Origin of the sequence: Synechococcus lacustris Maggiore-St4-Slac, from assembly GCF_024345595.1 — a bacterium.
Classification (GTDB): domain Bacteria; phylum Cyanobacteriota; class Cyanobacteriia; order PCC-6307; family Cyanobiaceae; genus Synechococcus_D; species Synechococcus_D lacustris.
This window is the reverse complement of record NZ_JAGQBK010000007.1, coordinates 17,161-43,044: the sequence shown is the minus strand read 5'-3', so window position 1 is coordinate 43,044 and position 25,884 is coordinate 17,161. Positions and strand designations below refer to the sequence as shown.

29 protein-coding genes are annotated in these 25,884 nt (G+C 52.6%); 14 read left to right on the top strand and 15 right to left on the bottom strand.

Annotated features, from left to right (window positions below; all coding sequences use genetic code 11):
• The first annotated feature begins 6 nt into the window (after positions 1-6).
• A complete protein-coding gene (gatB, locus tag KBY68_RS06995; protein ID WP_255096483.1) occupies positions 7-1,476 on the top strand; it encodes an Asp-tRNA(Asn)/Glu-tRNA(Gln) amidotransferase subunit GatB in 1,470 nt (489 codons plus the stop codon).
• A 38-nt stretch (positions 1,477-1,514) separates the two neighbouring features.
• On the opposite strand, the gene KBY68_RS06990 is transcribed toward gatB, so the two are convergent.
• From KBY68_RS06990 to coaE, 3 genes are read right to left on the bottom strand one after another with little or no spacing between them, the layout of a single operon-like run.
• Positions 1,515-3,383 (bottom strand): adenylate/guanylate cyclase domain-containing protein, encoded by a 1,869-nt coding sequence (locus KBY68_RS06990; protein WP_255096482.1) that lies wholly within the window; start codon positions 3,381-3,383, stop codon positions 1,515-1,517.
• 23 nt (positions 3,384-3,406) lie between these two features.
• The gene (locus tag KBY68_RS06985) at positions 3,407-4,132 is read right to left on the bottom strand and encodes a FecR family protein (protein ID WP_255096480.1); all 726 of its coding nucleotides are present in this window, start codon (positions 4,130-4,132) and stop codon (positions 3,407-3,409) included.
• A 26-nt stretch (positions 4,133-4,158) separates the two neighbouring features.
• Entirely contained in the window at positions 4,159-4,836 is a 678-nt protein-coding gene (gene coaE / locus KBY68_RS06980) for a dephospho-CoA kinase (RefSeq protein WP_315855654.1), read from the bottom strand.
• On the opposite strand from coaE, the gene argJ reads away from it, so the two are divergent.
• On the top strand, positions 4,818-6,050 hold the full coding sequence (gene argJ / locus KBY68_RS06975; RefSeq protein WP_255096479.1) for a bifunctional glutamate N-acetyltransferase/amino-acid acetyltransferase ArgJ: 1,233 nt from the start codon (positions 4,818-4,820) through the stop codon (positions 6,048-6,050). The two genes, coaE and argJ, sit on opposite strands and share 19 nt — an antisense overlap.
• 18 nt (positions 6,051-6,068) lie before the next feature.
• On the opposite strand, the gene KBY68_RS06970 is transcribed toward argJ, so the two are convergent.
• The 3 genes from KBY68_RS06970 to KBY68_RS12305 form a co-directional block, all read right to left on the bottom strand.
• Positions 6,069-6,440 (bottom strand): hypothetical protein, encoded by a 372-nt coding sequence (locus KBY68_RS06970; RefSeq protein WP_255096477.1) that lies wholly within the window; start codon positions 6,438-6,440, stop codon positions 6,069-6,071.
• 86 nt (positions 6,441-6,526) lie between these two features.
• Entirely contained in the window at positions 6,527-6,820 is a 294-nt protein-coding gene (locus KBY68_RS06965) for a nucleotidyltransferase domain-containing protein (protein ID WP_255096476.1), read from the bottom strand.
• Positions 6,817-7,425, bottom strand: coding sequence for a nucleotidyltransferase substrate binding protein (locus tag KBY68_RS12305; protein WP_255096475.1), 609 nt, complete (start codon positions 7,423-7,425; stop codon positions 6,817-6,819). Before KBY68_RS12305 ends, KBY68_RS06965 begins: the two co-directional genes overlap by 4 nt.
• On the opposite strand from KBY68_RS12305, the gene KBY68_RS06955 reads away from it, so the two are divergent.
• Positions 7,415-7,621: a DUF8643 family protein gene (locus KBY68_RS06955; protein WP_315855653.1), complete on the top strand. Its 207-nt coding sequence runs from the start codon at positions 7,415-7,417 to the stop codon at positions 7,619-7,621. The two genes, KBY68_RS12305 and KBY68_RS06955, sit on opposite strands and share 11 nt — an antisense overlap.
• Before the next feature lie 27 nt (positions 7,622-7,648).
• Here the strand turns inward: KBY68_RS06955 and KBY68_RS06950 are convergent, their stop codons facing one another.
• Positions 7,649-7,900 (bottom strand): hypothetical protein, encoded by a 252-nt coding sequence (locus KBY68_RS06950; protein ID WP_255096474.1) that lies wholly within the window; start codon positions 7,898-7,900, stop codon positions 7,649-7,651.
• A gap of 4 nt (positions 7,901-7,904) precedes the next feature.
• Between KBY68_RS06950 and KBY68_RS06945 the strand changes: the two genes are divergently transcribed.
• Positions 7,905-8,372 carry a hypothetical protein gene (locus tag KBY68_RS06945; protein WP_106500020.1) on the top strand — a complete coding sequence of 156 codons (468 nt, stop codon included), beginning with the start codon at positions 7,905-7,907 and terminating at the stop codon, positions 8,370-8,372.
• Positions 8,373-8,374: 2 nt separating this feature from the next.
• On the opposite strand, the gene KBY68_RS06940 is transcribed toward KBY68_RS06945, so the two are convergent.
• Positions 8,375-8,707 (bottom strand): hypothetical protein, encoded by a 333-nt coding sequence (locus KBY68_RS06940; RefSeq protein ID WP_315855652.1) that lies wholly within the window; start codon positions 8,705-8,707, stop codon positions 8,375-8,377.
• 23 nt (positions 8,708-8,730) lie between these two features.
• Here KBY68_RS06940 and KBY68_RS06935 point away from each other — a divergent pair, with 23 nt between their 5' ends.
• From KBY68_RS06935 to KBY68_RS06925, 3 genes are read left to right on the top strand one after another with little or no spacing between them, the layout of a single operon-like run.
• Complete coding sequence (locus KBY68_RS06935; RefSeq protein ID WP_255096473.1) at positions 8,731-9,588, top strand: alpha/beta fold hydrolase; 858 nt, start codon at positions 8,731-8,733, stop codon at positions 9,586-9,588.
• Positions 9,567-10,457, top strand: a complete 891-nt coding sequence (locus KBY68_RS06930; protein ID WP_255096472.1) for an aldose epimerase family protein — start codon at positions 9,567-9,569, stop codon at positions 10,455-10,457. Before KBY68_RS06935 ends, KBY68_RS06930 begins: the two co-directional genes overlap by 22 nt.
• Positions 10,430-12,520 carry an acyltransferase family protein gene (locus KBY68_RS06925; protein WP_255096471.1) on the top strand — a complete coding sequence of 697 codons (2,091 nt, stop codon included), beginning with the start codon at positions 10,430-10,432 and terminating at the stop codon, positions 12,518-12,520. The genes KBY68_RS06930 and KBY68_RS06925 overlap by 28 nt, the downstream gene beginning before the upstream one ends.
• On the opposite strand, the gene KBY68_RS06920 is transcribed toward KBY68_RS06925, so the two are convergent.
• Entirely contained in the window at positions 12,497-13,633 is a 1,137-nt protein-coding gene (locus KBY68_RS06920) for an FAD-binding oxidoreductase (protein ID WP_255096470.1), read from the bottom strand. The two genes, KBY68_RS06925 and KBY68_RS06920, sit on opposite strands and share 24 nt — an antisense overlap.
• Before the next feature lie 8 nt (positions 13,634-13,641).
• Here KBY68_RS06920 and KBY68_RS06915 point away from each other — a divergent pair, with 8 nt between their 5' ends.
• Complete coding sequence (locus KBY68_RS06915) at positions 13,642-14,904, top strand: four-carbon acid sugar kinase family protein (RefSeq protein ID WP_255096469.1); 1,263 nt, start codon at positions 13,642-13,644, stop codon at positions 14,902-14,904.
• 9 nt (positions 14,905-14,913) lie between these two features.
• On the opposite strand, the gene KBY68_RS06910 is transcribed toward KBY68_RS06915, so the two are convergent.
• Genes KBY68_RS06910 through KBY68_RS06895 form a run of 4 tightly spaced genes read right to left on the bottom strand, consistent with a single transcriptional unit; the run spans position 14,914 to position 18,233 of the window.
• The gene (locus tag KBY68_RS06910; protein ID WP_255096468.1) at positions 14,914-16,191 is read right to left on the bottom strand and encodes a (Fe-S)-binding protein; all 1,278 of its coding nucleotides are present in this window, start codon (positions 16,189-16,191) and stop codon (positions 14,914-14,916) included.
• Positions 16,192-16,196: 5 nt separating this feature from the next.
• Entirely contained in the window at positions 16,197-16,565 is a 369-nt protein-coding gene (locus KBY68_RS06905) for a DUF5615 family PIN-like protein (protein WP_106500014.1), read from the bottom strand.
• Positions 16,562-16,780 (bottom strand): DUF433 domain-containing protein, encoded by a 219-nt coding sequence (locus KBY68_RS06900; protein ID WP_106500013.1) that lies wholly within the window; start codon positions 16,778-16,780, stop codon positions 16,562-16,564. The genes KBY68_RS06905 and KBY68_RS06900 overlap by 4 nt, the downstream gene beginning before the upstream one ends.
• Before the next feature lie 22 nt (positions 16,781-16,802).
• Positions 16,803-18,233: an NADP-dependent isocitrate dehydrogenase gene (locus KBY68_RS06895; protein WP_255096467.1), complete on the bottom strand. Its 1,431-nt coding sequence runs from the start codon at positions 18,231-18,233 to the stop codon at positions 16,803-16,805.
• Between the two features lie 171 nt (positions 18,234-18,404).
• Here KBY68_RS06895 and KBY68_RS06890 point away from each other — a divergent pair, with 171 nt between their 5' ends.
• The 6 genes from KBY68_RS06890 to KBY68_RS06865 are packed head-to-tail and all read left to right on the top strand — an operon-like array spanning position 18,405 to position 24,428.
• Entirely contained in the window at positions 18,405-19,163 is a 759-nt protein-coding gene (locus KBY68_RS06890; protein ID WP_255096466.1) for a biliverdin-producing heme oxygenase, read from the top strand.
• Complete coding sequence (locus KBY68_RS06885) at positions 19,164-20,183, top strand: glycosyltransferase (RefSeq protein WP_255096465.1); 1,020 nt, start codon at positions 19,164-19,166, stop codon at positions 20,181-20,183.
• A gap of 28 nt (positions 20,184-20,211) precedes the next feature.
• On the top strand, positions 20,212-22,098 hold the full coding sequence (locus KBY68_RS06880; RefSeq protein WP_255096464.1) for an ABC transporter ATP-binding protein: 1,887 nt from the start codon (positions 20,212-20,214) through the stop codon (positions 22,096-22,098).
• A gap of 4 nt (positions 22,099-22,102) precedes the next feature.
• Positions 22,103-23,092 (top strand): KpsF/GutQ family sugar-phosphate isomerase, encoded by a 990-nt coding sequence (locus KBY68_RS06875; protein ID WP_255096463.1) that lies wholly within the window; start codon positions 22,103-22,105, stop codon positions 23,090-23,092.
• Positions 23,092-23,931 carry a 3-deoxy-8-phosphooctulonate synthase gene (gene kdsA / locus KBY68_RS06870; RefSeq protein WP_255096462.1) on the top strand — a complete coding sequence of 280 codons (840 nt, stop codon included), beginning with the start codon at positions 23,092-23,094 and terminating at the stop codon, positions 23,929-23,931. Before KBY68_RS06875 ends, kdsA begins: the two co-directional genes overlap by 1 nt.
• On the top strand, positions 23,928-24,428 hold the full coding sequence (locus KBY68_RS06865) for a KdsC family phosphatase (protein ID WP_255096461.1): 501 nt from the start codon (positions 23,928-23,930) through the stop codon (positions 24,426-24,428). The genes kdsA and KBY68_RS06865 overlap by 4 nt, the downstream gene beginning before the upstream one ends.
• On the opposite strand, the gene kdsB is transcribed toward KBY68_RS06865, so the two are convergent.
• On the bottom strand, positions 24,362-25,192 hold the full coding sequence (gene kdsB / locus KBY68_RS06860) for a 3-deoxy-manno-octulosonate cytidylyltransferase (RefSeq protein ID WP_255096460.1): 831 nt from the start codon (positions 25,190-25,192) through the stop codon (positions 24,362-24,364). The genes KBY68_RS06865 and kdsB overlap by 67 nt on opposite strands.
• Positions 25,189-25,884: a glycosyltransferase gene (locus KBY68_RS06855; protein WP_255096459.1), complete on the bottom strand. Its 696-nt coding sequence runs from the start codon at positions 25,882-25,884 to the stop codon at positions 25,189-25,191. Before KBY68_RS06855 ends, kdsB begins: the two co-directional genes overlap by 4 nt.

The following is a 25,884-nucleotide window of genomic DNA, read 5'->3' as shown; positions in this document are numbered from 1 at the left end:
AGAGCGATGGCAGAGGCCAATTGGGAGGCGGTGATCGGTTTAGAAACCCATGTTCAACTGGCTACGGCCAGCAAAATCTTCACCGGTGCCTCCACCGCTTTCGGTGATGAGCCAAATACCCACATCGATCCTGTGGTTTGCGGATTGCCTGGCACCCTACCGGTGTTAAACCAAAAGGTGCTCGAATATGCCGTGAAGGCAGCTTTAGCTTTAAATCTGAATATTGCAGCCCATAGCAAATTTGATCGTAAGCAATATTTTTATCCAGATCTACCAAAGAACTATCAGATTTCACAATTTGACCAACCGATTGCTGAGGATGGTTGGATAGAAGTTGAGGTGGCTGAAAAAGGCAAAGAAACCTATCTAAAACGCATTGGCATTGAACGTTTGCATATGGAGGAGGATGCGGGCAAGTTGGTGCATGCCGGCAGCGATCGATTAGCCGGCAGCACCCATTCCCTCGTGGATTACAACCGGGCGGGTGTGGCCCTGGCCGAAATTGTTAGTAAACCTGATCTCCGCACCGGCAGGGAGGCGGCTGAATATGCATCTGAAATTCGCCGCATCATGCGTTATTTAGGTGTTAGTGATGGCAATATGCAAGAGGGATCATTGCGCTGCGATGTGAATATCTCTGTGCGTAGGGGGCCGGATGCACCCTTTGGCACAAAGGTGGAAATAAAAAATATGAATTCATTTTCAGCAATTCAAAAGGCGATTGATTTTGAAATCCAGCGCCAGATAAAGGCCTACGAAAGTGGTGAGCGGGTGGTGCAGGAAACGCGCCTATGGGATGAAAGCAAACAGCACACCAAGAGCATGCGCAGCAAGGAGGGTGCCGCCGATTATCGCTATTTCCCGGAGCCGGATCTAGGGCCGATTGAAGTATCAGATATTCAACGGAATGCTTGGCTTGCCGAGCTTCCTGAATTGCCAGCCGCTAAACGGCATCGCTACGCAGATCAATTTGGTTTATCAATTTATGATGCCAGGGTATTAACGGATGAACGCCAGATGGCTGAATATTTTGAAGCCACAGTAGCGGCTGGCGCTGATGCAAAGGCGGTTTCAAATTGGATAACCGGTGATATCGCAGCCCACGTGAATGCCAATCGACTTTCCTATGTTGATCTGCCCTTAAAGCCTGAGCAATTAGCGGAATTAGTGGGTTTAATAGAAGCTGCTGAGATCAGCGGTAAAATCGCCAAAGAAATCCTGCCCCAGTTATTAGCTGAGGGTGGTTCAGCTAAAGCGATAGTGGCAGCGAAGGGCCTGGGAATGATCAGTGATCCTGCGGCAATTACTGCAATTGTTGATCAGTTGCTTGCGGATCATCCCGCTGAAGTGGAAGCTTTTAGGGGCGGTAAGAATAAATTACAAGGCTTCTTTGTGGGCCTATTAATGAAGCAAACTGGCGGCCGAGCTGATCCAAAGCTTGCTAATCAAATCCTGTTAACTAAGCTCAAGGGTTGATGGATAAGTTTGTGAATGCAATTGATTGATTTATTGCATTAATTTGGCTTGAATACTGCCACATCGCCCATGCCTTTTATTGAATGTTTGCCAAGGTTTTGAGCCCCCATTTGCGGTTGCATCAATTCGGCAGTGCGTTGATTGATTAACACTGGAGCATCCAACACACGGGTGAGGCTTTCCAGCCGGCTTGCCAAATTAACAGTGTCGCCAATCACAGTGAAATCCAGCCGTTGCGGGCTGCCGATTTGACCCACCACAGCATCTCCGCTGGCAATGCCAATGCCACTGGCAAGGGGAGCGATGTTATCTATTTGCCATTGTTGATTTAGTTGCTCCAGGCGCTCGCCCATGGCAAGGGCACAACGAACTGCTTGAACTGCTTCTATGGCAACACCACGGCTTCGGGGCGAGCCAAATACCGCCATCACAGCATCACCAATGAACTTATCTATGGTGCCGCCATGGGCTGTGATCACCTCCACCATGGCGCCTAAATAGGTATTTAGTTGCTGCACTAAATCTGTGCTGCGTCCTTCTTTAGATAATTGTTGGGTGAGGGCAGTAAATCCTTTTAGATCACTAAATAACACCGTTACGGGTAAGGTGCGGCCCAGCAAGATTCCCTCGGCTGCCTCTCTGTTTTGCAGGATTTCCGCCACAACACTGGGGGCTACATAACGTTCAAAGGTGCGGCGCAGTCGCCTGCGTTCTTTCTCTTCCCGCCAATAGCCATCAATACCAAAACCACTAGCCAGCAGGATCAGAGCGGCGGTGGGAGCCAATAGGGGTAGGGCTCGCTGCCAGCGCAACAGTGCGCTCGTGCTGATCAGCAAAAGCAAGATCAAGCCAAGGCCGCAGCAGGCCAAGCGCCAGCGCAGTTTTGGCCGCTGCAAACCAATCAGGCCAATTAGCAGCAGTGGTAGCGATGCCACCAGGGCGCGGGGCCAAGCTGTGGCAGGCCATGGGGCTAGGCCTGTGCCGTCGATGGAGTTGGCACTGGCGGTACCTAATAATTCCAGGCCCGAAAGCACGCCAAAGGCGCTGCTGTGGCCGTTTTCCCCTTGATCAAGGGTGGGGCCCACAAGCACCAACGCCCCTTTTAACTTTTTACGCAAAGGCTGTTGTTGCCAGCGATCGGGATCAAGTATTTCCCATGCTGATATACGCGGTAGGTGTCCCTCTGGCCCGTATGGGCGCAGGGCCCTTAGGGCATCGGGTTGGCGGCTTTTTTGTGCGCCTGCATCCAACAGGGCAAGGGGTAGTGAACGCTGTAAACCAATGCCATGGGGCTTAAGGATTTGGCTTATGTAGGCCTCGGGGTGGGGGCCAACGGCGTTGTCTTCCCCCTTAAGCATGTTTGTGAGCCCAAGTGCTTTGCTGCCCCCGGCTGCTTTCTGTAGTGCCAAAAGGGGCGGCGCCAGGCTGAGCCCACCAGCCCCCTGGGAATCATTTGGTTCCAGCATTTCAGCGGCAAGCACCACATGGCCTTTGTGGCGAGCCAGGGTTGCTGCCAATTGGCTGTCGTCTTTGGGGCTACGGCTGCTTGGGCCTTCAAACAAAACATTCAGGGCGATTGCTTCGGCGCCAGCGGCCCTGAGTTTTTCCACCAACACGGCATAACTAGCCCTTGGCCAAGGCAATTGGCCTAAACCTTTGCTCCAGCCAGGTGCATTTTGTTGTTGTTCAAACCATTGGCCCTGCTGTAGAGAAGCGTCGTCTATGGCAACTAAAAACAAACCAGCCGGCGGCGTTTGCGGGCCGGCCCAAGCGAGTATTTGGTTGTAGGTAGCTATTGCCCAGCTGCGCCATAACGGAGGAGCCCAACCGCTCAAGCCACCACTAATGATCGCCAGGCTTAAAACAAAAATGCTTAAACGTGAATTCGATCCAAGGGAGGGGGCCATCGCTGCCTATTGCAGATTTGCGATCAGAAAAAACGCGGTAGGGATAGGCCGGGCACGGAAGGCGTTGTTGGTATTGGCAGGCTAGGGGTAATAGGTAGATTTAATCCAGGCATATTGCTGCGTAGATAACTTTCAAGGTTTGCATAAGCCGGCAAGGGCAAGCTGTAGCCACTAAATAGAGGGCCATCAAGTATTGATTGGTAATCACCAAGGGCAAGTTTCACCAATCCCAGCACTACACCCGCGGGGCTTAAACGCAAGCGCTGGCCAGCTTGAACTGTTACGGGTGCTGTTTTGGATTCAGTTGCTTCCACTTGCACAGTGCCTTCCAAAACTGCGAGATCAGCATTGCCATTTTCGTCTACCTGCAACAAATAATTAGTGCCCCTCACACTCATCCGAGCGGAGCGGGTGCAGCCATCTTGGCGGCCAGACACCAGGACTTGTCCTTTATTAAGCAGGAAACAACTGCTGCCTAATTTGAGCAGGGATTGGCGATTTATTCTTGCAACGGCACCACTTTCAAAACCCAGCTGGCCGCGGCTATCGCCGGTGCTGATTACTTGGGGAACTTGGGCCGCTTGTTTTAGCCGGGCTTGGTTGCCATCAATATAAAGTTGATTGCCATCAAGGATTTCTTGCACTGTGGCGGTTTCCCCAGCTGCAAAAGAAGGCACTGCTAAACAGATGGCATTTAAAAAAAGCAGCCACCTAAGCAGTGGTTGCGAGGCGTTGTAGTTAATCACCATGGCGCCAGCAGTGAAGTGCCCTAAATCTAGGCTTCAGGATGATCCAAGGCCAGCGCCACATGGTTTTCCAGTTCAGCACTGCTGCCGCGGTTGTTGATCAGGCGATCGGCTAGGAGGCGCTTACGGGCTAAAGGCCATTGGGCATTAATGCGTACTAATGCCTGTTCATTCGTGCATATATCCCTAGCAATTAAGCGTTCTAATTGTTGATTTTCATCGCAATCTACAAGCCAGATTTCCGTGCATAGTGATTCAAGGCCCGCTTCGAATAGGAGTGGGATCATTAACACTATGGTTTCGATTGTAGTTGATTTATTTAATTCCTCAGCTATCTTTTGCCGCACAATTGGATGCACCAGTTGTTCAAGCCATATGCGTTCTGTGGGGTTATTAAAAACCAGATCACCTAGGGCCCTGCGATCAAGATGATCACCGCAAAATAGCTTTTGCCCATAGCGCTTCAGCACCGCTTGGCTAGCCGTAGTGCCAGGGGCTAGGGCAGCGCGGGCATAGCGATCAGCATCTAAAACCAACAGGCCGTATTTTTCCTGCAGCAGTTTCCCCACGCTCGATTTACCACTGGCAATTCCACCGGTGAGGCCGATGCGGCGTTGGCCCATGGCAATCAATTGATTGAGCATCACCATCTTCACCGGCAGGATGGTGCCAGTGGTGTGAACCGGCCGTGAATCAATGGCAACCAATTAGCGGTGGCATCACAGCCCCAAATGGTTTCAAAGCCGCTGGCATCACAGCTGGGCTTAAGGCCAGTGGTAAGCAAGACCTAGCACTCCTCTTGGCGCCAGAGGCGGCGCTGGCGGCTGGGGTTTTCACCACAAACATCGTGCGGGCTGGCTGCGTTGATCTATGCGTTGAGAGGTTGCAACAAAGCCAAGGCACGGCAAGGGCAGTGCTTATAAATTCAGGCCAAGCCAATGCCTGCACTGGCGATCTTGGCTTAATCGATAGCTTGAGGGCCACTGCTGCTTTAGCTGATCGGCTTGGTTTAGCCCATGAAGAGGTGTTGATTTGCTCCACCGGTGTGATCGGTGTGCCGATCCCAATGGATGTGTTATTAACAGCTATCGATCCCTTGGTGGATGCATTAGCTGCTAATTCAGAAGCTGGTGCTGCAGCTGCTACCGCGATCCTCACCACTGATTTAGTGGCAAAAAGCCATGCATTGGAGTTGCAAATAGGTAGCCAGCTTGTGCGGCTCGGAGGTATTGCAAAAGGGTCGGGCATGATCCATCCAAATATGGCAACAATGCTTGCATTTATTAGTTGTGATGTGGCTGTTCCTGCGCAGCAATGGCAGGCAATGTTAGGGCGGGCTGCTGATAATTCATTCAATTCAATCACTGTTGATGGCGACACCAGCACCAATGATTCATTGATCGCTTTTGCCGCTGGGCTCCAGCTAGAGGAACAATATTGGCCATTATTAGAAGCTGGTTTAAATCAAATGTGTGAATATTTAGCTCGGGCGATAACCCGTGATGGGGAAGGCGCTAGTTGTATAATTGAAGTGTTGGTGGAAGGCACTGAAACTAATAACCAGGCCCGCCAAATAGCTCGCACAATATGTGGCTCTTCCTTATTTAAAACTGCAATCCATGGCCGTGATCCCAATTGGGGCAGAATCGTTGCAGCAGCGGGTAGGGCAGGGGTTTGTTTTGATCCAGAGGCCGTTGCCCTATGGATTGGCACCCATCAATTAATGGCTAATGGCGAACCGCTTAATTTTGATCGGCCGGCAGCATCATTGTATTTACAAACAAAGGGATCTGGCAAATATCTAGAGAGCGATCAAGTTGATATTCATTTAGTGGTGGGATCTGGCTCTGGTGCTGGCCGGGCCTGGGGTTGCGACCTGTCGGCTGAATATGTTCGCATCAACGCCGATTACACAACGTAGATTTTTAATTCTGTTTGTTTATAAATAAAAGTCTCCTGGTGTGCACTGAGTCATCCATTGTTCTAAAACTTCAGCTGGTGTTTCCAAATCTTGATGTTCATCAATTAAATCCCAGATTTCCCAGTAGATCTGTTCCACTTGCAATGGCAAGCCCTCATATCCCTCCAGGGGGTTTGCATCACTTATTTTTTCATGAATTAATAGTAGTGATTTAAGCACCAGTCCAGTTTTGCCTTGGATCGTGGGCATTTGATCCCACCTTTTTTTGATTAAATAGGTCCATTCTTTAACGGCCTTAGTATTTTTTGTTTCGGGATTGCTGGAAGCTGGCTGCAGTGTTGGTTCTGGCAATATTGCAGTTTTATTTGGCTCACGTAAAATCCAAAGCAAGCTTTTTCTTAGTAGTTTTCTTATCGGCAAGCTGCACCTAAGCTATTTGCTCATATTCTAGGCAGCTTATTCTGGTTTTGCGTTATTTATAGCAATATGCCCACAGCTTCGATATGAGCTTTTAAACCGCCATGTTCAATGCTTTCCCAATGGGTTATGTCTATTTTGTAAGGAGTAGCAAGTTCATCAAATGCTGTTGCCAGTTGAGTGCTGTAATCTATGGGGCTACTGAAGGCAATATCAATATCGGATCCCTGTTTTTCAAGCCCCAGAGCCCTTGAACCATATAATTTGAACCAGCGGATTTCTGGATATATTTGCTTTACGGATTGAATTTGTTCAATTGTTTGGCTTGGCAGGCCGCCAATAACTGCCTTCACGGCCGTTTCTCCAGTTCAGCTGCAAGTTGCAGTAATTCTGGCGCAAATGTTTCTCGAATAAGCATTAAAGCCTGATTTGCCCTGGCTTGATCGTAGGTGTGGGCCATCAAATTGCGCTGCTCAAGCATATCAATCCACAACTGACCATTTTTAAGTAGCCCATAGCTAAATGCCTGCCTTAAAACCTCCCTTGGTAACTGGGCATCAATGCCTTCGTAGGAAAGCAAATCCTTCAAGGTTTTCCAGCTCAATTCAAAGCTGAATTCGTAGGCTTTAACAACAGCCATGCCAATCACCTCATCGTTGATGCAGGCGTTGTGGGCTTCTAGGGCAGCTTTGAGCTGGCCTAGGGCCCTTTGCAGGTTTTCTAGCCTTTGCCGCCAGCGTAGATCGGTGATTTTTCCTAAAGCAATGAATTTGCCCTGATTTTGCCTGATATCGGCGCTATTTGCCCCTTCCGCGCCAAAGGCTGCTATTGTGTAACGAATTCTTAAGCAGCTGATGTTTCTTAGTTTCTTCGGCTTTTTATTTGCGGCACTTTCTTTTGTGCAGGTGCCCCAGTGGGATAACGATTGGACAAAATGTTCAGTCCATGTGCCCGACACCGCATGTCATTGGTATGTGGTTAACCCCGACAACACCTTTGGCAAGGGTTTTAGTTGGCTCACTGCCCCTGAATACGACGTGGCTGCCCTGCGTGACATCGGCTACCAACACGATCTAACCGTTGCCCAGGGTTATAAAACAACGGTTGAATTAATGAATGTTGATGCAGGTGTTAAATACGGTGATGATTATTAATTGTATATAGCTATATATAACTTTTGATCACTTTTTAACTAATTTCCACAGCCACCAAACTGCCAAGGCAGCTAACACCCAGGGTAGTAAAGCCCTAACAATAATCAGGGAAATTACTAATATCGCACCTGAAATGGCCAAGCGTTTTGCTAGCGCTTTTGATTCCTCTGTCATGTATTGCCAGCGGGGAACTAAGGCCATGCAGATTGGTTTTTCAATTTGGTTAAATCTGCCACACAACTGCTCCCGATAGTTGTTACGATTTGTAAAATTATTCATTTCCATGACCTCTGATTGGGACGCACTGTTTTCCGCCCTTCCCCCTGAAGAGCTAGATAAGGTTGCCTTGCTGCGCATGATCGAGTGCACCAACGGTGTAATCCAGCACCAATTCAGAGATGGTTCAGATGATGCTTTGAGTGTGGAAGAAACCAGGGCCGCCATGAAGTTTTCCATGGGCTGCATCAAAAATATGACTATTCCCCTGGGTGACGAACTCATTAGCTTTGCCCCTGCCACAGCTGAACTTGTTGGAAAACTGCGTGATTTGTATGTGAGTGGGGTTAAAAATGGCAATCAAATTGCCATGGCTGAATTCTTTATCGCTTCTGAAGCAAATCTCAGGGCCGTTGGGATGGAGCGAATCGAAGCTGCTAAACGTTTAATTTTTTACCACATATATGAACTTCCGCCCCACACCCTCGATTGGGGAATCGACTACATCCGTGGATTTGTTGGTGCAAATAGATAGTTCTATTCGCGATTAGCAAGTACCCAGAAACCAGTTGCTAAAACCGCCAGCAAGGCCATGCTGGCGGCCCAACTGGGGCTAAGCGCCCAGCTCAACAGCAATTGCCACACCACGCCAACTCCCACCGCTAGGGCCACACTGCTCAGCACCAAAAGCACTTGGCGTTTTATTTCTGCCACCCCCGCAGCCACTAATTCAGCCTCAAACCTCGCGATTGGGCCGCTCAAGGGCACATAAAAAGCCAGTGCCCATAAAGCGCTGCCGCTGAATAGCACACTTAAATCAGCATCAACCATGGGCAGAGCTAACCGTTGCAGGTGGAGCATCCTTAGCATCCGCAAACATCTTTGATTTGGCCGTGAAGGAACCCTGGAGCTTTCGCGGCCACCCCATTCACAGCCTTGAGCGCACCAGCAGCGCCGGGATACCAGTGCTCTTGGTGCATGGTTTTGGTGCTTCCACCTACCACTGGCGTTTCAATATCCCCGCCCTGGAGCAGCACCATCCAGTGCATGCCATTGATCTGCTCGGCTTTGGTGCCAGTGCAAAACCAGCTGGTGAGGCCTATGGCGGTGAACTATGGCGTGATCAACTCTGCGCCTATGTGCACGAGCGCATCGCTGAACCAACGGTGTTAGTGGGTAATTCCCTGGGCGGTTATGCAGCCCTAGCCGCCGGTGCCGCCCTCAAGGAGCAGTGCGCTGGTGTGGTGCTGCTTAATGCCGCCGGGCCTTTTAGTAGTGAACAAAAACCAGCCCAGGGTTTAGCTGCCATCGCCCGCCAAACCATTGCGGGCGCCTTGCTGCAAAGCCCTGTGCTGCAGCGCTTGATCTTTGAAAACCTGCGCCGTAGAGCCACGATCCGCCGCACCTTGAATCAGGTTTACGTGGATAAAACCAATGTGGATGAAGCCCTGGTGGAGGCCATCAGGACCCCATCTTTGGATCCAGGTGCCTTTGGGGTGTTTCGTACGGTTTTTGATTTCCCTAAAGGCGAACCGCTCGACCATTTGTTTGCTGAGTTGCAAGCCCCGTTGCTGTTGCTTTGGGGTATCCGCGATCCCTGGATCAATGCTGTTGGTCGCAGGGCCCTATTTCAAAGCCACGCCCCCGCTGCCACCACTGAAGTGGTTTTGGAAGCTGGCCATTGCCCCCACGATGAACAGCCGGCAGTTGTTAATGCAGAGCTGCTGCAATGGTTAAGCACGCTCGCTTAAATTCAACGGCTATGGCCCTGCAACAACAAACCAGCCCCTACCCCCATTGGCTATTCACTGATGCCAGCAGCGGTGATCAAATCCGTTTAGTGCCTGAACGGGGTGGCTTGCTCAGTGGTTGGTGTTGCGGTGGCAATGAAATCGTTTACCTAGATGAAGCCCGCTTTTTGGATCCAAGCCAGTCGATCAGGGGCGGAGCACCGGTGTTGTTTCCCATTTGCGGCAACCTGCCAAACGACCAGTTGCCCCTAGCTGATGGCCGCATCGCCACCCTTAAGCAGCACGGTTTTGCCCGCACCATGCCCTGGCAAATATCGGCCCTGGATGATGGCCGTGGGGTGCGTTTAGAGCTCAGTGATACCCCTGCCACCCTGCTGGATTTCCCCTTTGCTTTTTTGCTGCAGCTTGATTACCGACTAGCCCCTGGCGCCCTTGAGGTAACTGCCACCCTCCACAACAGGGCAAACCAGGCCCTGCCATTTAGCTTTGGCATCCACCCCTATTTCAACGTGAGTGGCCTTGGCGATCTCCAATTTGAAGGGATGCCTGAGGAATGTTTAAACCACAAGCTGATGGCCCCCGGCGCCACCAGTGAGCAACTGCAACAGTTAGAGCAGGGCATCGACCTGCTGGTGCGCCCCAGCGCTGATGTGGCCTTAGTTGATAAGGCAGCAGCAAGGCGCCTACGCATGGAACTGAGCAGCCCTTGGAACCTGGCAGTGTTTTGGACTGATCCCCCCAGACCGATGGTTTGCATCGAACCCTGGACTGGTCCACGTCAAAGTTTGATCAGTGGCGATGGCAAGTTGGAGCTGGCTGCCGGTGCAAGCCAGGTGTTGCAGTGCCGTTATGTGGTGGAAAGCATTTAGTGCTGAGGTTTAACTACCGCCCTGATATCGATGCCATGCGTGGCATCGCCGTATTGGCGGTTTTTATTTATCACCTGAATGAGGCCTGGCTGCCCGGTGGCTTTACCGGTGTAGATGTTTTCTTTGTGATTTCCGGTTACGTGGTAACCGGATCGTTGCTGGGTCATCAAGGGGAGGGGCCATGGCAGCAATTGGCTGGTTTTTATGTGCGCAGAATTCGGCGGCTACTGCCAAATCTCTTGGCATCTGTTGGTGTAACCAGCCTTGGCATAGCGCTGCTGGTGCCACCATCAGAAACCCGCAGCCTCTTTGTTGATGCGGTAAAAGCGCTCTATGGCTGGTCTAACAATCGCTTTGCGGCAAAAGCAACCGATTATTTCGGCCTTGATTCCAACCTCAACCCCCTATCCCACACCTGGTCTTTAGGGGTTGAGGAGCAGTTCTATCTGATCTTTCCGCTCTTGCTATTGCTGATCGGCGTGGGCCGCAGGCGGGCACTACCAATCCTGCTGGGCCTTTCACTTGCATCCCTCGGCCTCAGTTTGTGGTGGACCCAGGAAGCGCCGATATTGGCGTTCTTTTTGATGCCCAGCCGCTTTTGGGAATTGAGCGCCGGTGCCGTGCTGTTGCTTGCCCAGTTAAAGGGCTTTGGCGGCCACTTAAACCGGCTTTGGTTGCGCCTTGGCGGCTATGGGCTGATGTTGCTGGCCTTGCTTAAAACATCTTCCCTGCAATGGTTTCCAGCCCCTGGCGCCCTGGTGGCGGTGTTAGCAACTTTGTTGCTGTTGCAGGCGGGCTATGGGGCTACATCAGAACGGTTTTTGCCATGGCGAGGCCTTGAGCGCTTTTTAGTGGCTTGCGGTTTGATTTCCTATTCGCTCTACCTCTGGCATTGGCCAGTGCTCACCTTTTTGCGCTGGACCTACGGCATCGATCGCTTTTGGCTCTACAGCCTGGCGATTGGTTTGTCTTTTGGCTTGGCCTGGTTGGCCTATGTGCTGGTGGAGCAGCCGGTGCGGCGGCGGCCCCTATCAGCCCCCTTGCAATGGGGCCTTTCCTTGGCAGCCATCGCTGTTACCTGGACGGGCATCGACGCTCTAGCCCATCCCTATAGGGGCAAGTTTTTTCTTGGTAGTGGCGTAGATCCTGTGCCAAAACTCGAAAAGATTGCTGAACATCGGCCTGTGATTGTTGGCACCGATATCAGTGATGCCAGTTGCAGTGTTGCCAATTGGTTGCCTTACAACATTAAGAACAGAACCGATTTCAGCCGTTGCAGTAAAGCGGGGCGTGCCGGTGCCGGAGAAATATTTCTGCTTGGTGATTCCCATGCCCATCACCTGCTGCCAATGTTAGATCAAGTTACAAATAAAACTGGTCAAAGTATTAGTTTTACATTTAAAAGTAGTTGTTTAATCAGCCCTGATATAACAGTTAGCTTTGATAATAAACCCTATGAACCCTGTCGTTCATTTGCAGCAGGTGAAATCGACCGTGCCATTCAGCGGCTGAAGCCAAACGACATCGTTTTGGTTTCTACCTGGTTAAATAAACAATTGGCTGATATTGATGGCCGCGGCAGGCCAAATGATTTCCCGGTTTATGTGAATGGCAAACGCCTAACCCCAGCCCAGGTTCGCTCTGCCTACATTGCAAGTAGCCGCCGCATCGCCAAGCAATTAGCGGCAAAAGGCATTCAGTTGGTGTTGGTGCTTGATATCCCAACCCTGGCTAGGGAGCCCGTGGTTTGTGAAGCTTGGGGCAAATTATTAGCTAATCGAGAGGGGGGCACATTTTGCTCACCCACGGCTGCAATCACAGCCGAGATGCAAACCACCCTGCGCAACACCCTGGCCCAGGTGGCAAAGGGTTTACCAAATGTGCATATCTTTGATCCCACCGATCAACTTTTATTTGCAGGTCGCGTGCAACATCGACGCCCAGATGGCACCTTGCAATATGCCGATAGCCATCACCTTAGCTATTCCGGCAGTAAGGGTTTAGCAGAAGGATTCCAACGTTTTCTTAATAGCCAAGGTTTAACAGGAGGCAACACCAGGTAGGCGGCCGCGGCAAAGTTGATTCAATGGGTCGAATTGTTTTTTAACAGCTTCTATTAGGGGCTTTGCTTTTATATCGGCCCAGGCATCTAGCTTGCTGTTATTTGGGCTTTGCAGCACTGTTAGGTAGCCGCTGCGCCTTTCGCAGGCCCGCCTAAGGGCTTCCACCCTGTAGGGCGCCATCCCCTCGAAGGCAGCCTGGGCAAGGCCTAGGCCACTGGCTGCCCCCAATTGCAATTGCCAACCCTGGGCAACTGGATCTTGCATAAATTCAATTATTTTTACTGGTTCAAGGCCCAGCCGCAGCAACCATTGGCCAGCTTCCACGGTTGTTGAAGTTGTTGTTGAACTTGTTGGTTGGGGGAGCTTTTCCAATTGGATATTTGGCGTTAATTGCAATTGCAGTTGTTGCTCTTGAGCAAGGTTGCATAGGCCCAGTTGCAGGCAGGTTGCTGCCCCTGGCCCCTGGCGCCATTCAATAAATTCCAGCGCCATGGAGCTATGCAAAAGCAACTGTTGGCGCAGTTGTTGTAGATCTTCCAGTGCACCTTTTAGCTGCACTATTTGCCGCCCCTTGGGCAATGGCATGGTGCGCAAGGTTAGTTCGCTGATCAGGCCAAGGCTGCCCCAGCTGCCACAAAACAAACGCATTAGGTCGTAGCCGGCCACATTTTTAACCACCTTGCCGCCGGCTTTTGCTGCGGTGCCATCACTGCGCAAGAGGCTGATCCCTAGCAATTGATCACGCAGGTCGCGGTAGCGGTGGCGCAGGCGGCCGCTTAAACCCCGTGCCACTAAACCGCCGATGCTGCTGGGGCCAGCCAGGGGTGGATCCAAGGGCAACCATTGATCCTGGGCGGCAAGAACCTCCTGCAGTTTGGCTAGGCCCAATCCGGCTTCTACCGTTACGGTGAAATCGGCTACGGCATGGTGAATAACGCGGTTGCAGCGGGCCATGCTCAGCACCATGCCTGCATCCGCCTGCAAGGCAGCACCCCAATGCAGGTGATTGCCAAGGCCGCTCGGTACCCATGGGCTGCCATCGGCATGGAGTTCAAGCACCAATTGGCTTAATTCCTCGCGCTCTGGCATTACAACTGGAGCGAGATCCGGCATGCCGGCAGATGGAGCACAACATCAAGATCATCGTCTTTGACGATGACCCCACAGGCTCACAAACCGTTCATGGTTGTTCTTTGTTGTTGAATTTCAGCAGCAGCAACCTGGCGGCGGGCCTTGCAGACCCCTCTGCCCTCTTGTTTTTAATCACCAATAGCCGTGCCTTAGAACCTGAACAGGTGAGGGATCAACTGCAGTTGATCTGCGCTCGGCTCAAGCCGCTTTTGGAAAATTATCAACGGCCTTGGCTGGTGGTTAGTCGCGGTGATTCCACCTTGAGGGGCCACACCCCCTTGGAGCAGGAGCTGATCAGCGCTGGCCTTGGGCCATTCCACGCCAACCTGTTGGTGCCAGCATTCCCCCAGGGGGGTCGCACCACTGAGGCGGGCAGCCATTTGCTCCATGGCAAACCGGTGCATCTGAGCGCCTTTGCCGCAGATCAGCGTTTTGGTTATCAAACCAGTGTGCTTAGCGAGTGGTTGGCTACTAAAAGTGCTGGCCGCATAAATGCAGCCCAGGTGGCGCTTTTAAGAGCAAATCAACCATTGGCTGATTTAGCGGTAGGCCAATGGGCGGTGATTGATGCCCACACACCAGAAGATTTAGATGAGTTAGCTAAAACCCTGCGGTTTGAATTGATAGCTGGCGGTAGGCGTCACTTTTGCCAAAGCGCCGCCAGCTTGCTGAATGGTTTGGCTGAGCTCAAGCCCCGTTTACTTAGCAAAGCTGATCTACCCCCCTGCCGCGGCCCTGGCTTGGTGATAGTGGGATCCCATGTGCCCCTGGCGGATCAACAGTTGGAACTGCTGCTTGCTGAACCCGGCTGCAGGGGTGTGGAATATCCAGTTGATCAGCCAGCAGCAACAGATTTTGAGCCGTTGTTATTAACCAAGCTGCAATCAATCCGCAGCCAGGGGCTAACGCCAGTGCTGTTTAGCAGCCGCGGTGAACGGCGTGGCTTCAGCCCAGCCCAGCAGCAGCAACTAGCCCTAAGGATGGCCAAATTAGCCCTAAGCCTGGGGCCACCTTTGGGTTTTGTGATCGCTAAGGGCGGCACCACCAGTTTTACTTTGTTGCGCGCTGGCCTCGGTTTAGATCGTCTGCAACTTTTGGGCCAGTTGCTGCCGGGCCTTTCCCTGGTGCAGCCCCAACCCCACCATCCAATCTGGGGCGATCTGCCAATTGTTACCTTCCCCGGCAATCTCGGTGATGCCACCAGCCTGCGGCAGTGTTGGCAGTTGCTAGAAGCTTGGCGGCTGGATTGCTAGCTATAGCAATTAACCAAACTCCAATAAACCAGCGCTGCGGGCCAGTAATTCCATGGGATGGGCAACGGGTAAAGGCTTTTTTTGCTCGAGCATGTGTTGGCGTATCTGCAGGCTGCAACCGATGTTGGCGCTGGCCACCATTGCGGCACCGCTATTGATTAGATCTTTCGCTTTTATTGCACCTAATTCCGCTGCTTCCTCTGGTTGCACCAGGTTGTAGATGCCGGCGCTGCCGCAGCACACCCCCGCTTCCATCGCTTCTCGCAACTCCAGCCCTGGGATTGCCCTAAGCAATTGCCTTGGTTGCTGGCTAATGCCTTGGCCATGGATCATGTGGCAGGCATCGTGATAAACAACCAGCGCTTCTTTTAATGGTTTAAGCCGCGCCTTAAAACTATCGCTTAGCCCTAATTCATAGAGGAATTCATGCACATCTTTTACCGCTGCCTTAAATCCTGGATTGCCTGCTAGAAGCTGGGGATATTGCTTCAGGGTGTGGCCGCAACCGGAAGCGGCAACAAGGATTGCATCAAGCGGTTCGTTGGCGGCGGCTCGATTGAAGCTGCCCACTAAATCCATGGCGAGGGCTTGGGTTTGTTTTAGTTCCCCCTGGTGATGACTCACCGCCCCGCAACAGCCTTGACCCTCCGGCAGCAGCACTTCCACCCCATTGGCTGCAAGCACCGCCAAGGTGGCGGCGTTAACGCCAGGATCAAATACGCGCTGCACGCAGCCAAGCACTAGGCCAACCCTGGCGCGGCGCGGCCCTTCAGCGGGAATCAGCCCCACCGGATCTTTGGCCTGGGGTGGCAAGGGCGGCAGCAGCTGTTCCATCGCTGCGATTTCCGCGCCAAATAGGCGCGTTATGCCGCTGCGGCGAGCAAGTTGCTGCAGCGGCGTGCCGGCATAGGCCTGCAACGGCAGCATTAAGGCCCGCAACCGCTGGGGGTAGGGCAGTAGGGCAAGTAAAAGTCGCCGCAATTGCCGCTGCCAGGGGGTGCGCAAGCTGGGGTTGTTTAGTTGGGGGCGCACCTGCTCAAGCAGTTGGTCGTAACGCACTCCGGCGGGGCAGGCGGTAACGCAGGCAAAGCAGCCAAGGCAGCTATCAAAATGACTAGCCACGGTGGCATCAAGCGTTAGTTCGCCGGCCTCGATCGCCTTCAGGCTATGGATGCGGCCCCGGGGTGAATCCATCTCCGTGCCCAACACCCGGTAGCTGGCGCAACTGGGCAGGCAGAAGCCGCAGTGCACGCAGGGGTCGGTGGCTAAGGCTGAAGATGAATTCATAGCAACTATTCTGCATATAAAGATCTATTTTTTAGCTTCATTCGAATTTCCACCCAGGGTTCACCCTCCCGCAGCAGTTCTAAAGCCTTTGGTAGCGTGGAACTAAGAACTTGCTGAAGAAAAATATTGTTGCTATTTCCTACCCTGAGCCAGATCACCTGGGGAGGTGGGCCTTCATCCTTGAGAAGCAACAAAAAGTCTCTGTCTTTGGTTACAATAATTGCGCCAGACATTCTGGCTTTTTGAAAGATTTCTCGATCGCTTGCTTTCAGTAAACCAATATCTCTGAGCGGGGTTGCTGATACTCTTAGGCCTTGATCATTTATCCACTTAGCTATCAGTGGAGACAGCTGCGCGTCAAGCCAAAGATTCATCCTAAAAGCACTGGATGGTCTATCTCGTTGGCAGCATACTGAAGGGCTGCATTTAGATCTTCTTGTTCTAGATCAGGAAAATCATCGAGAATTTGATTGCTGCTTAATCCTGCGGCAAAGAGATCAAGAACATCTTTAACTCTTATGCGCATTCCTCTTATGCAAGGCTTTCCTCCACATTGAGCGGGGTTATAGGTGATCCGATGAAACTCCATGCAGGTCCAGTTTATATACGTATTATGCCTTGAAATGACGCACCACCGCTTCTGCAAAACCGGAACAGCTAAGCGGTTCCACCGGCGGTTCCAAGAGGCGGGCTAGGTCGTAGGTAACTTCAGCATTGGCGATGGCAGCGCTGAGGCCAGCAGTGATTAAGTTGGCCGCCTCTTGCCAGCCCATAAATTCCAACATCATCACACCGCTGAGAATCACCGAACCGGGATTAATGCGATCAAGGCCCGCATGTTTTGGTGCCGTGCCATGGGTGGCTTCAAAAATGGCAGCGCGATCGCCGATGTTGGCCCCTGGTGCCATGCCAAGGCCCCCCACCACCGCTGCAGCAGCATCGGAGATGTAGTCACCATTGAGATTAAGGGTTGCCAGCACCGAATATTCCTGGGGCCTGGTTTGGATTTGTTGAAAGATGCTATCGGCGATTCGATCATCTACCAGCACCATTTCACGCCATTTGCCATTGCCATGGCTGGCGCCAATAGTTGCTAAAACCAGCTCAACTTCAGCATCGATCGCCTCGCGTTTATCAGGGGTGAGATTGTTGTAACCCGGTTCGATCAAGCGGCCATTATCTGCAATTGAAAGCAGTGGATTCTTTTCTTGATTCGCCAGGATCCAGCTCTCCCTTTCGGTAACACAATCGGCACGAAATTCAGTGGTTGCTAATTCATAGCCCCAATCCCTAAAGCCACCTTCGGTAAATTTCATGATGTTGCCCTTATGCACCAGGGTTACGTGGCGGCGATTGCCCTCAAGCCGCAGGGCATGCTGCATCGCCCGGCGGATGTGCCTTTGGGTGCCAGCTTTGCTAACGGGTTTGATACCAAGGGCAGAACCCTCCTTAATGCGTTTCTTACCTAATTGCGGGCTGGCGGGAATAACGGTGTTGTTTAAATGCTGCAGCAACTCTTGGCCCACGGGGTCGGTGGCGGCCCATTCGATGCCGATATAAATATCTTCTGTGTTTTCGCGGTAAACCACCACATCAAGGTCTTGGGGGCGTTTGTGGGGGCTTGGGGTGCCGCTGTAATAACGGCAGGGCCTCACACAGGAATAGAGATCAAAGATTTGCCTAAGGGCCACATTCAAAGAGCGAATCCCACCGCCGATTGGTGTGGTGAGGGGCCCTTTGATGGCAACCCCATAGGTTTCGATTGCGGTGAGCGTGTCTTGGGGCAGGTATTGATAGGTGCCATAGAGCTCACAGGCTTCATCACCGGCATAAACCTTGAACCATTCAATGCTGCGTTCACCGCCATAGGCCTTAGCCACAGCAGCATCGAGCACCATTTGGGTGGCGGGCCAGATGTCAACACCGGTGCCATCGCCGCGAATAAAGGGAATGATCGGGTTGGCTGGCACCACAGGAAGGCCGTCCACAAATTTAATTGCGGCGCCGCGGCTTGGGGCTGTGAGCTTTTCGTAGATAGCCATCTGGGCGTTAGCCGCAAAAGTTATGGGTTAGATGAGCCTAGTTTTGCGTGTTCTGCGGTTATTGATGCTGCCGAACTGGCCCAAGGGCTCGTAATCCTTCGCAACTTTTGCAGCCCTTACTAGCTATAGGGCGCCTACGCTCCAATCAAGATTGCCCGTGCACCTGGCCCCATGGCTGTTGCCCTCGATTCAAACGTTGCCCTCACTAGCGCTGATGCAGCTGTTCCCTTAGCTACCCAGCTGCGGGAGGGAACTAAAAAATCCCACACCATGGCAGAAAATACTGGCTTTGTTAGCTGCTTTCTAAAAGGGGTGGTAGACAAACTCAGCTATCGCAAGCTGGTAGCAAGTTTGTATTTCGTATATGCGGCAATGGAGGAGGAGATCGATCGCCTCCGGCAAAATCCAGTGCTGCAACCGATCGCCTTTGAGGCCTTAAACCGTCGCGGCGCCCTTGAAGCAGATCTTGTTTATTACTACGGCGAAAATTGGATCGAGCAAATCCAACCAACAGCAGCGGCTAAGGAATATGTAGCCCGCATCCATGAATTAGCAAATAGCGCCCCCGAACTACTGGTGGGTCACCACTACACCCGTTATTTGGGTGATCTATCCGGTGGCCAAATTCTGAAAACCATTGCCCAAAAAGCAATGAATATGCAGGGTGATGCTGGTTTGCAGTTTTATGTATTCCCTGCAATTGAGGATGAAAAGGCTTTTAAAAATACCTACAGGGCTGCATTGAATGCGTTAGTGATTGATCAGGTGATGGCTGATCGGATGGTGGAAGAAGCCAACCATGCTTTTCACCTCAATATGAAACTATTCCAAGAGCTCGATGGCAATTTGGTGGCTGCCATTGGCAAGGTGTTGTTTGGTTTCCTCACCCGCCGTCAAATCACTGGCAGTACCGAAACTGTTAATAACTGAGTGAGTAGCCGCCCCCTGCGGTTTTTAGTACCGGGTACCAGCGCCCGTTTCCGCTGCGGTGGCTTGCTGGTGGAGCTGCAAAGTGCTCGCCTATGCGCTGAATTAGCGCCTTCGGTGGAGGTTGTTACCTATCGCCAAAGGGAACCGGGCCATCTGTTCCTTGCCGATCTGTTGCAACAGGAAGCAACACCAGGGGAAGCCCTATGGATTGTGAGTTGGGGTTTTGATGTGCCCGCGTTATTGCGGCAGTTGCGCGGTAGACCCGTTGCTTACCACGCCCATAGCAGTGGTTATGGCTTTCAGCTACCCCCTGGGGTGCCGGTGCTGGCCGTGAGTAGAAATACGCTTGGCTATTGGGGTGATCGCGCCCCAAGGGCACCATTGCAACTGGTGCCCAATGCTTTGGATCCAGCTTTTGGCAACAACACAACTGCTGCTAGCAACACCAGAAGCATTGATGTGTTGGTGCAGGCCCGTAAAACCAGCAGTTATGTGCTCGATTGCTTGGTGCCAGCCCTGCGCAAGCGGGGGGTGGCCGTTGAGGTGCAAAGCGGCTGGGTGGAGGATCTAGCGGCCCTGTTTAGCAGCGCCAAGGTGTTGCTTTACGACTCCGCCGATTATTGGCGCAGTGTGGGCGTAACGGAGGGTTTTGGTTTGCCGCCCCTGGAGGCTCTCGCCAGTGGTTGCGTTTTATTTAGCAGCTTTAACCATGCCCTCGCCGATAGTTTGGATCCAGGCGTAAGCGCATGGCAGATCGGTTGCGGCAGCCTTGCCAATGATTTGGAGCAGATCACAGCAGCAGTTGCAAACCCTGATGCCTTTAGGCCAAAGCCTGAATTACTGGCGGCCCTGCTGGCGGCCCATTCAGAAAGCAAGGTGCAGCAGCGCTGGCAGCAGGCCCTAAACGCTGTTAATCAGCATTGGGATCAGTTGCTTGCTGGTGCACCGGCCTTAAAAAGTGTTCCCAGTTGGCGATTGCGCTGGGGCCGGCGCTTGAGCCGGTTGAAAAGACTGTTCTGAACCGCTTTGGCGCCATAGGGTTGCCGGCGTGACTGCCCATCAACCCCACCGGCCGTCCGTAGGCGGCATAGCGCCCATGGCGTGGTTGCGTAAACGCAGCCAAACCATCGACCAACTATCACGCTTAATTAGTTATTTGCCCCAGGAACGGCGCAAGGCCCTCTGGCAAATCCTGCCGATTTCAGTGCTGCCAGGGCTGCTGGATTTAGCGCTGGTGGCAGTGGGTGCAAGGTTAGTGGGGGCCCTAGTTGGCAATAACTTAGAAGATAAGTTGCCTGGGGTTCGTGTATTTGGCGGCAAACCACTTGATCAAACCCTTTGGTTGATTGCAGTGTTTATAGGCCTTGCCTGGTTTGCATCATTTTCAAAATTATTTCTGCAATTAGTTCAGCAGAAATTAACAGCACGGATTTGGCGTGATTTATCAAATGAAATTCATGCGCGGGTGTTGCGTCAAAAATATGAATATCACCTCACCCGTTCCACAGCGGAATTAACCACCTCAATCCTTTCCAATATCCGCCAGGCAGCCAGTGGTGTGATCAATCCCACCTTGCGCATATTTAGTGCACTGGTATCAATTCTGCTTTTGTCTTTTGGCATTCTTTGGATCGGCCGCTTCCCTGCCTTTTTGCTTTTGATCACGGTGGTGCTGGCTTATTTGGGCCTTTCCACTTTTGTTACCCCATACCTGCGCCACGCCCGCCAACAAAATTTACGTTTAGAGGTGCGCTCTACCCATTTGCTATTGGAATCATTGGCTTCCGTGCGGGATATCACCCTCACTGGCACTGAAGCCCATTTCCAAAAGTCATTTAGTGTGGCAGGGGAAAGAGCCCGCCGTTATGCCTGGATGTCGGCAATGTTGCCGATTGTGCCGCGGCTGTTGATCGAACCATTGGGAATAACTTTGATATTTGTAATCGGTGCAGTGCCTGCATTGATGCAGGGTGAACCGCAAAAGGTATTGGGAATTTTGCCCTTCCTTTCGGCCCTTGCAATTGCAGCCCAGCGGCTAACACCACCCCTACAGGATTTATTCCATTCCCTCACTGAATTGCGGGGGGGGCTGCCCCAGGTGAGCCACACCGTTGATCTATTGGAACTACCTGTGGAGCGGCTCACCCTTGGCTGCCCTGGGGTGCCAAGCCCTGCCGGCATCTACCCGCAACATTCGATTCGCTTGCGGGATGCCTGGTATCGCTATCCAAATACTGAAGAATGGGTTTTGAAGGGCGTGAATCTCACGATTCCGCTTGGTTCCCGCATCGCCCTAGTGGGCAGCACCGGCAGTGGTAAAACCACCACCGCCCATCTATTGCTTGCCCTATTGCAACCGGAGCTGGGTAGTTTTGAGCTGGATGGCAATCCCTTAACGGCAGAAGAGGTGCCGGCTTGGCAGGCAAATTGCGCCCAGGTACCACAATTTATTCAGCTTTTAGATGCCAGCGTGCGGGAAAATGTGGCCTTTGGCATTAATAACAACCGCATAGACGACGACCGGGTATGGGAAGCATTAGAAGCAGCCCAGCTGGAGGAATATGTGGCTGATTTGCCCTTTGGCCTGCTCACCCAAGTGGGTGAAAATGGCCATCAACTTTCCGGTGGCCAACGCCAACGGCTTGCATTAGCAAGAGCTTTTTATCGCAATTCAGGCTTTTTAGTGTTGGATGAAGCCACCAGTTCCCTCGATAACCGCACTGAAAACGAAGTTATTAATGCTCTTGAGGTGGTGGGTCGCCGCTGCACCACCGTTGTGATTGCCCACCGGCTCAGCACGATTGCCCGCTGCGATCGCATCTATGAATTTGAAAAGGGCGTAGTTAAAGCCTCAGGTAGTTTTGACGAACTGCGGCAGCGATCAGCCAGCTTCCAAGAATTAGCCAGCTTGGAGCGCTTTAGCTCAATTAATTAAGGCGATGCAAAAGCTTGTGCAGGAGGTGTTGTTGCAGGAGGCAGCAGCAATTGCCGCCGCCGCCCAGCGCTTGGATCCAGGCGAAGTAGATCGCGCCTTGGCTTTGCTTGAGGGCTGCCAGGGCTGCGGCGCTAAATTAGTGGTAACTGGCGTTGGTAAAAGCGGCATCGTTGCCCGCAAGATCGCAGCCACATTCACATCGATTGGCCTGATGGCCATCTACCTAAATCCCCTTGATGCCCTCCATGGTGATTTAGGTGTTGTAGCGCCAAAAGATGTGGTGCTTTTGCTATCGCGCAGTGGCGTTAGCAGTGAATTATTGGCGATGCTGCCCCACCTACGTCGCCGCGGTAGCCGTTGCATTGCAATTACCGGTGGTTTGCAATCTCCATTAGCGCTTAGTTGTGAAGTGGTGCTTGACGGTGGTGTTGATCGGGAGGTGTGCCCCTTGAATTTGGCACCCACCGCCAGCACTGCGGTGGCGATGGCGATTGGTGATGGCCTGGCGGCCGTGTGGATGCAAAGGCGCGGCATCTCAGCCCAGGATTTTGCTTTAAACCATCCCGCTGGCGCCCTTGGTCGCCAGCTAACCCTCACCGCTGCTGATTTAATGCTGCCTGTGCAGCGCTGGCCGCCCCTTGCCGCCATGGCGCCATTGCCGGAGGTGTTGGCTGGCCTCACGGCCGCTGGCGTTGGCGCCGCCTGGGTGGCGGATCCCCAGCGGCCTGGCCGCCTGCGGGGTTTAATCACCGACGGTGATTTGCGCCGCACCTTGCAACAAAAGCAGGCCCATCAATGGGCAGGGCTAACCGCCAGCCAGTTGATGACGGCAGACCCAATTACGGTGCAACCCCAGTTATTAGCGGTGGCGGCCTTGGAATTAATGGAACGCAACCGGCGTAAGGCGATCGCAGTTCTACCGGTGCAGGCGGAGGATGGTGAGTTGCTTGGCCTGTTGCGGCTCCATGATCTGGTGCAGGCGGGTTTTAGCTGATGGCCATTGATTTCCCCTTCACTTTGATCGCCGGGCCCTGTGTGATCGAAAGCCGTGATTTGGTGCTGGAGGTGGCAGCAGAACTAAAGGCAATCAGCGAGCGCTTGGCGATCAGGGTGATATTTAAAGCCAGCTTTGATAAGGCAAATCGCAGCGCTGGCGATAGTTTTCGTGGCCCTGGCCTAAACCGCGGGCTTGAAATTTTGGCTGAAGTGAAGCAGCGATTTGGCTTGCCGTTGCTTACCGATATCCACGAAAGCGAGCAGGCATTGCCCGTGGCGGCCGTGGTTGATGTGTTGCAGATACCAGCTTTTCTTTGCCGCCAAACCAGCCTTTTGCAGGCAGCAGCGGCGGCGGTTTTAGCTGGCCGCGGCGCCTGGGCAGTGAATGTGAAAAAGGGTCAGTTTTTGGCGCCATGGGATATGGCGGCGGTGGTGGAGAAATTGCGGGCGGCGGGCTTAAGGGAGCCTGGTCAGCTTTGGCTCACGGAACGGGGCAGCAGCTTTGGCTACAACACCCTTGTGGTGGATTACCGCAGCCTGCCCCAGCTCCAGGCGTTGGCTTGCCCGGTGATATTTGATGCCACCCATGCGGTGCAACAACCGGGTGGGCTTGGCAAGAGCAGTGGCGGCCAACGGCAATTTGTGGCGCCCCTTGCCCGTGCTGCTGTGGCCGTGGGGGTTGATGGTTTGTTTATGGAAACCCACCCCAACCCTGAAGTTGCCTGCAGTGATGGGCCAAATATGGTGCCGTTGCAGCGGCTGGAGCCATTGCTTAAACAACTGCTCGCAATTCGCGCCGTTAGCCAAGCTGAAGCCTATGCAGCATCAAGCCTATGAATTGGTTTGGCTTAAAACGGCGTTTAGCTGCCATTGAATTGTTGGTTTTAGATGTGGATGGGGTGCAAACGGATGGGGGCTTGATTTATGGCGATGATGGTGTGGTGCAACGCCGTTTTGATGCCCGCGACGGCCTTGGTTTGAAATTGCTGCAGCAGGCGGGCTTGGAATTGGCATTTTTAAGTGGCGGCCGCGGAGAAGCAATCAAGCAACGGGCGCGGCATTTGGGGATTAAGCATTGCTTCACGGCGATAAGAGATAAGGCAGGGGTTTTGGCGGAATTGCAGGAGCGGTTGCAGATTTCAATTGCTGCCACTGCTTTTATTGGAGACGACGTTAATGATCTGCAGGTGCGCCCCAGCGTTGGGTTGTTAGTAACCCCCGCCAATGGCTGCATTGCCTTAAAACGCAAAGCTGATTTGGTATTGAATCAACGTGGTGGTGATGGGGCTGTGCGGGAGCTGGTGGAGCAGATCTTGCGGGCTAAGGCCAATTGAGCTGCGGTATCAACCGATAGGGAGTCACCAGCCACCTCAAGGCCGTGGATGCTGATGCCGGCCTCTAGCAAACGCAACTGCTCTAGCTTTTCAGCCTGCTCCAGTGGCGATGGCGACAGATTTGGCCATTGCGCTAACACCTCGGCCCGATAGGCGTAGATGCCCACATGGCCCCAGTAGTTGGCATGGAGATGCCAGTTTTCAGGCTCCACATCACGCACATGGGGCAGGGCACTGCGGGAAAAGGTGAGGCATTGGCCGTTGCTGGCAAGCAAACATTTCACTACGGCAGGGTTGTGGATTTTGTTTGCTGGTAGCCGATAAACGGGAGTGAGCACTTTGGCAGTGGTGCTTTTGCAGGCGGCAGCTAAAGCATCGATCACCGCTGGATCAAGGAAGGGTTGATCCCCTTGCACATTAAGGATCCAGCTGCTTTCAACTAAACTTTTTTTAGTTGAATTGTTTTTAATTAAATTGTTATTTAAAGCGAGCAGTTCCGGCAGCACAGAGGCGATGCGTTCACTACCGCTACTGCAATCAGGGCTACTGATTAGCACAGGCACCTGCTCAGCAAGGCCCCAGGCGTGGATAGCGGTTTTAATCTCTTGGCTATCGGTGGTGAGCACCACCTGTGGGGCTGTTTGAGCCAGTAGGCAACGCTCGATCACCCGAAGCAGCAAGGCTTTGCCACCCACATCAGCCAGCAATTTGCGGGGTAAACGCTTGGATTCAAGCCTGGCTGGGATAACTACAAGGCAGCTCATGTGGGCTGCTGCCAAAGTTGGCTGGCCCGATCTCGGGCGATAAACCATTCGGCTGAGTGGCTGCTTTCTTGGCCTGCAAACCATGGCCCGCCGAGGGTGAAATGCAAAAGTTTTGCCTCTGGATCAGGCGTTTGCACATCAACAAGGTGGTTCCATTGCTCGGGTAGGGCGCCAATTTTGTGATCTTCTAACCACTGGAAACGATGTAATTCAAGACCGCTAGCACTGTTCACATAGGCAGCTGTTAAAGCCTCACATTTGGATGCATTAAACAGCATCAAAGAACTCCAGTTTTTGCGTGGGTAGGCAGTTTGCGGTTCGCCTAGGAACTTAGTTGTTTCATTTGGTTTATGGTTATGTTTAACGCACATCAAGGCATAGGTTTGATCACGTAGGGCCCATAGTTCGCTGATATCAGAGCGGCAGAGCATGTCGCAATCCATAAAAATACCCCAACCTTGAAAATTAAGCAGCTGGGGCACAAGGAAGCGAGTAAATGAAAAGGCGGTGCTTTGTTTTGGATCCTTAGGGCGCCAGTAGAGGTTTTGCTTTTGCAGCTGGGGTGTGATTAATGCTGTGATCGCAAGCGGTGCACTGCTATGGGCTAATAGTGAATCGATCAACACATTTGCAGCGGCCCGTTCGCGGGGATCAACGCCGATGAAGATGGGAATCGAAGGGCTGCTTTCCAT

Excerpts from the sequence above, each read along its gene's own strand:
- KBY68_RS06865 (WP_255096461.1), top strand. The coding sequence starts at position 23,928 with ATGAATTGGTTTGGCTTAAAACGGCGTTTAGCTGCCATTGAATTGTTG.
- KBY68_RS06890 (WP_255096466.1), top strand. The coding sequence starts at position 18,405 with ATGGCTGTTGCCCTCGATTCAAACGTTGCCCTCACTAGCGCTGATGCA.
- KBY68_RS06920 (WP_255096470.1), bottom strand. The coding sequence starts at position 13,633 with ATGCCGGATCTCGCTCCAGTTGTAATGCCAGAGCGCGAGGAATTAAGC.
- KBY68_RS06950 (WP_255096474.1), bottom strand. The coding sequence starts at position 7,900 with ATGAATAATTTTACAAATCGTAACAACTATCGGGAGCAGTTGTGTGGC.
- KBY68_RS06910 (WP_255096468.1), bottom strand. The coding sequence starts at position 16,191 with ATGAATTCATCTTCAGCCTTAGCCACCGACCCCTGCGTGCACTGCGGC.
- KBY68_RS06990 (WP_255096482.1), bottom strand. The coding sequence starts at position 3,383 with ATGGCCCCCTCCCTTGGATCGAATTCACGTTTAAGCATTTTTGTTTTA.
- kdsB (WP_255096460.1), bottom strand. The coding sequence starts at position 25,192 with ATGAGCTGCCTTGTAGTTATCCCAGCCAGGCTTGAATCCAAGCGTTTA.
- KBY68_RS06915 (WP_255096469.1), top strand. The coding sequence starts at position 13,642 with ATGGAGCACAACATCAAGATCATCGTCTTTGACGATGACCCCACAGGC.
- KBY68_RS06930 (WP_255096472.1), top strand. The coding sequence starts at position 9,567 with ATGGTTAAGCACGCTCGCTTAAATTCAACGGCTATGGCCCTGCAACAA.
- KBY68_RS06945 (WP_106500020.1), top strand. The coding sequence starts at position 7,905 with ATGACCTCTGATTGGGACGCACTGTTTTCCGCCCTTCCCCCTGAAGAG.
- KBY68_RS06905 (WP_106500014.1), bottom strand. The coding sequence starts at position 16,565 with ATGAATCTTTGGCTTGACGCGCAGCTGTCTCCACTGATAGCTAAGTGG.
- KBY68_RS06900 (WP_106500013.1), bottom strand. The coding sequence starts at position 16,780 with ATGGAGTTTCATCGGATCACCTATAACCCCGCTCAATGTGGAGGAAAG.
- KBY68_RS06940 (WP_315855652.1), bottom strand. The coding sequence starts at position 8,707 with ATGCTAAGGATGCTCCACCTGCAACGGTTAGCTCTGCCCATGGTTGAT.
- KBY68_RS06855 (WP_255096459.1), bottom strand. The coding sequence starts at position 25,884 with ATGGAAAGCAGCCCTTCGATTCCCATCTTCATCGGCGTTGATCCCCGC.
- KBY68_RS06985 (WP_255096480.1), bottom strand. The coding sequence starts at position 4,132 with ATGGTGATTAACTACAACGCCTCGCAACCACTGCTTAGGTGGCTGCTT.
- kdsA (WP_255096462.1), top strand. The coding sequence starts at position 23,092 with ATGGCCATTGATTTCCCCTTCACTTTGATCGCCGGGCCCTGTGTGATC.
- KBY68_RS06895 (WP_255096467.1), bottom strand. The coding sequence starts at position 18,233 with ATGGCTATCTACGAAAAGCTCACAGCCCCAAGCCGCGGCGCCGCAATT.
- KBY68_RS06875 (WP_255096463.1), top strand. The coding sequence starts at position 22,103 with ATGCAAAAGCTTGTGCAGGAGGTGTTGTTGCAGGAGGCAGCAGCAATT.
- gatB (WP_255096483.1), top strand. The coding sequence starts at position 7 with ATGGCAGAGGCCAATTGGGAGGCGGTGATCGGTTTAGAAACCCATGTT.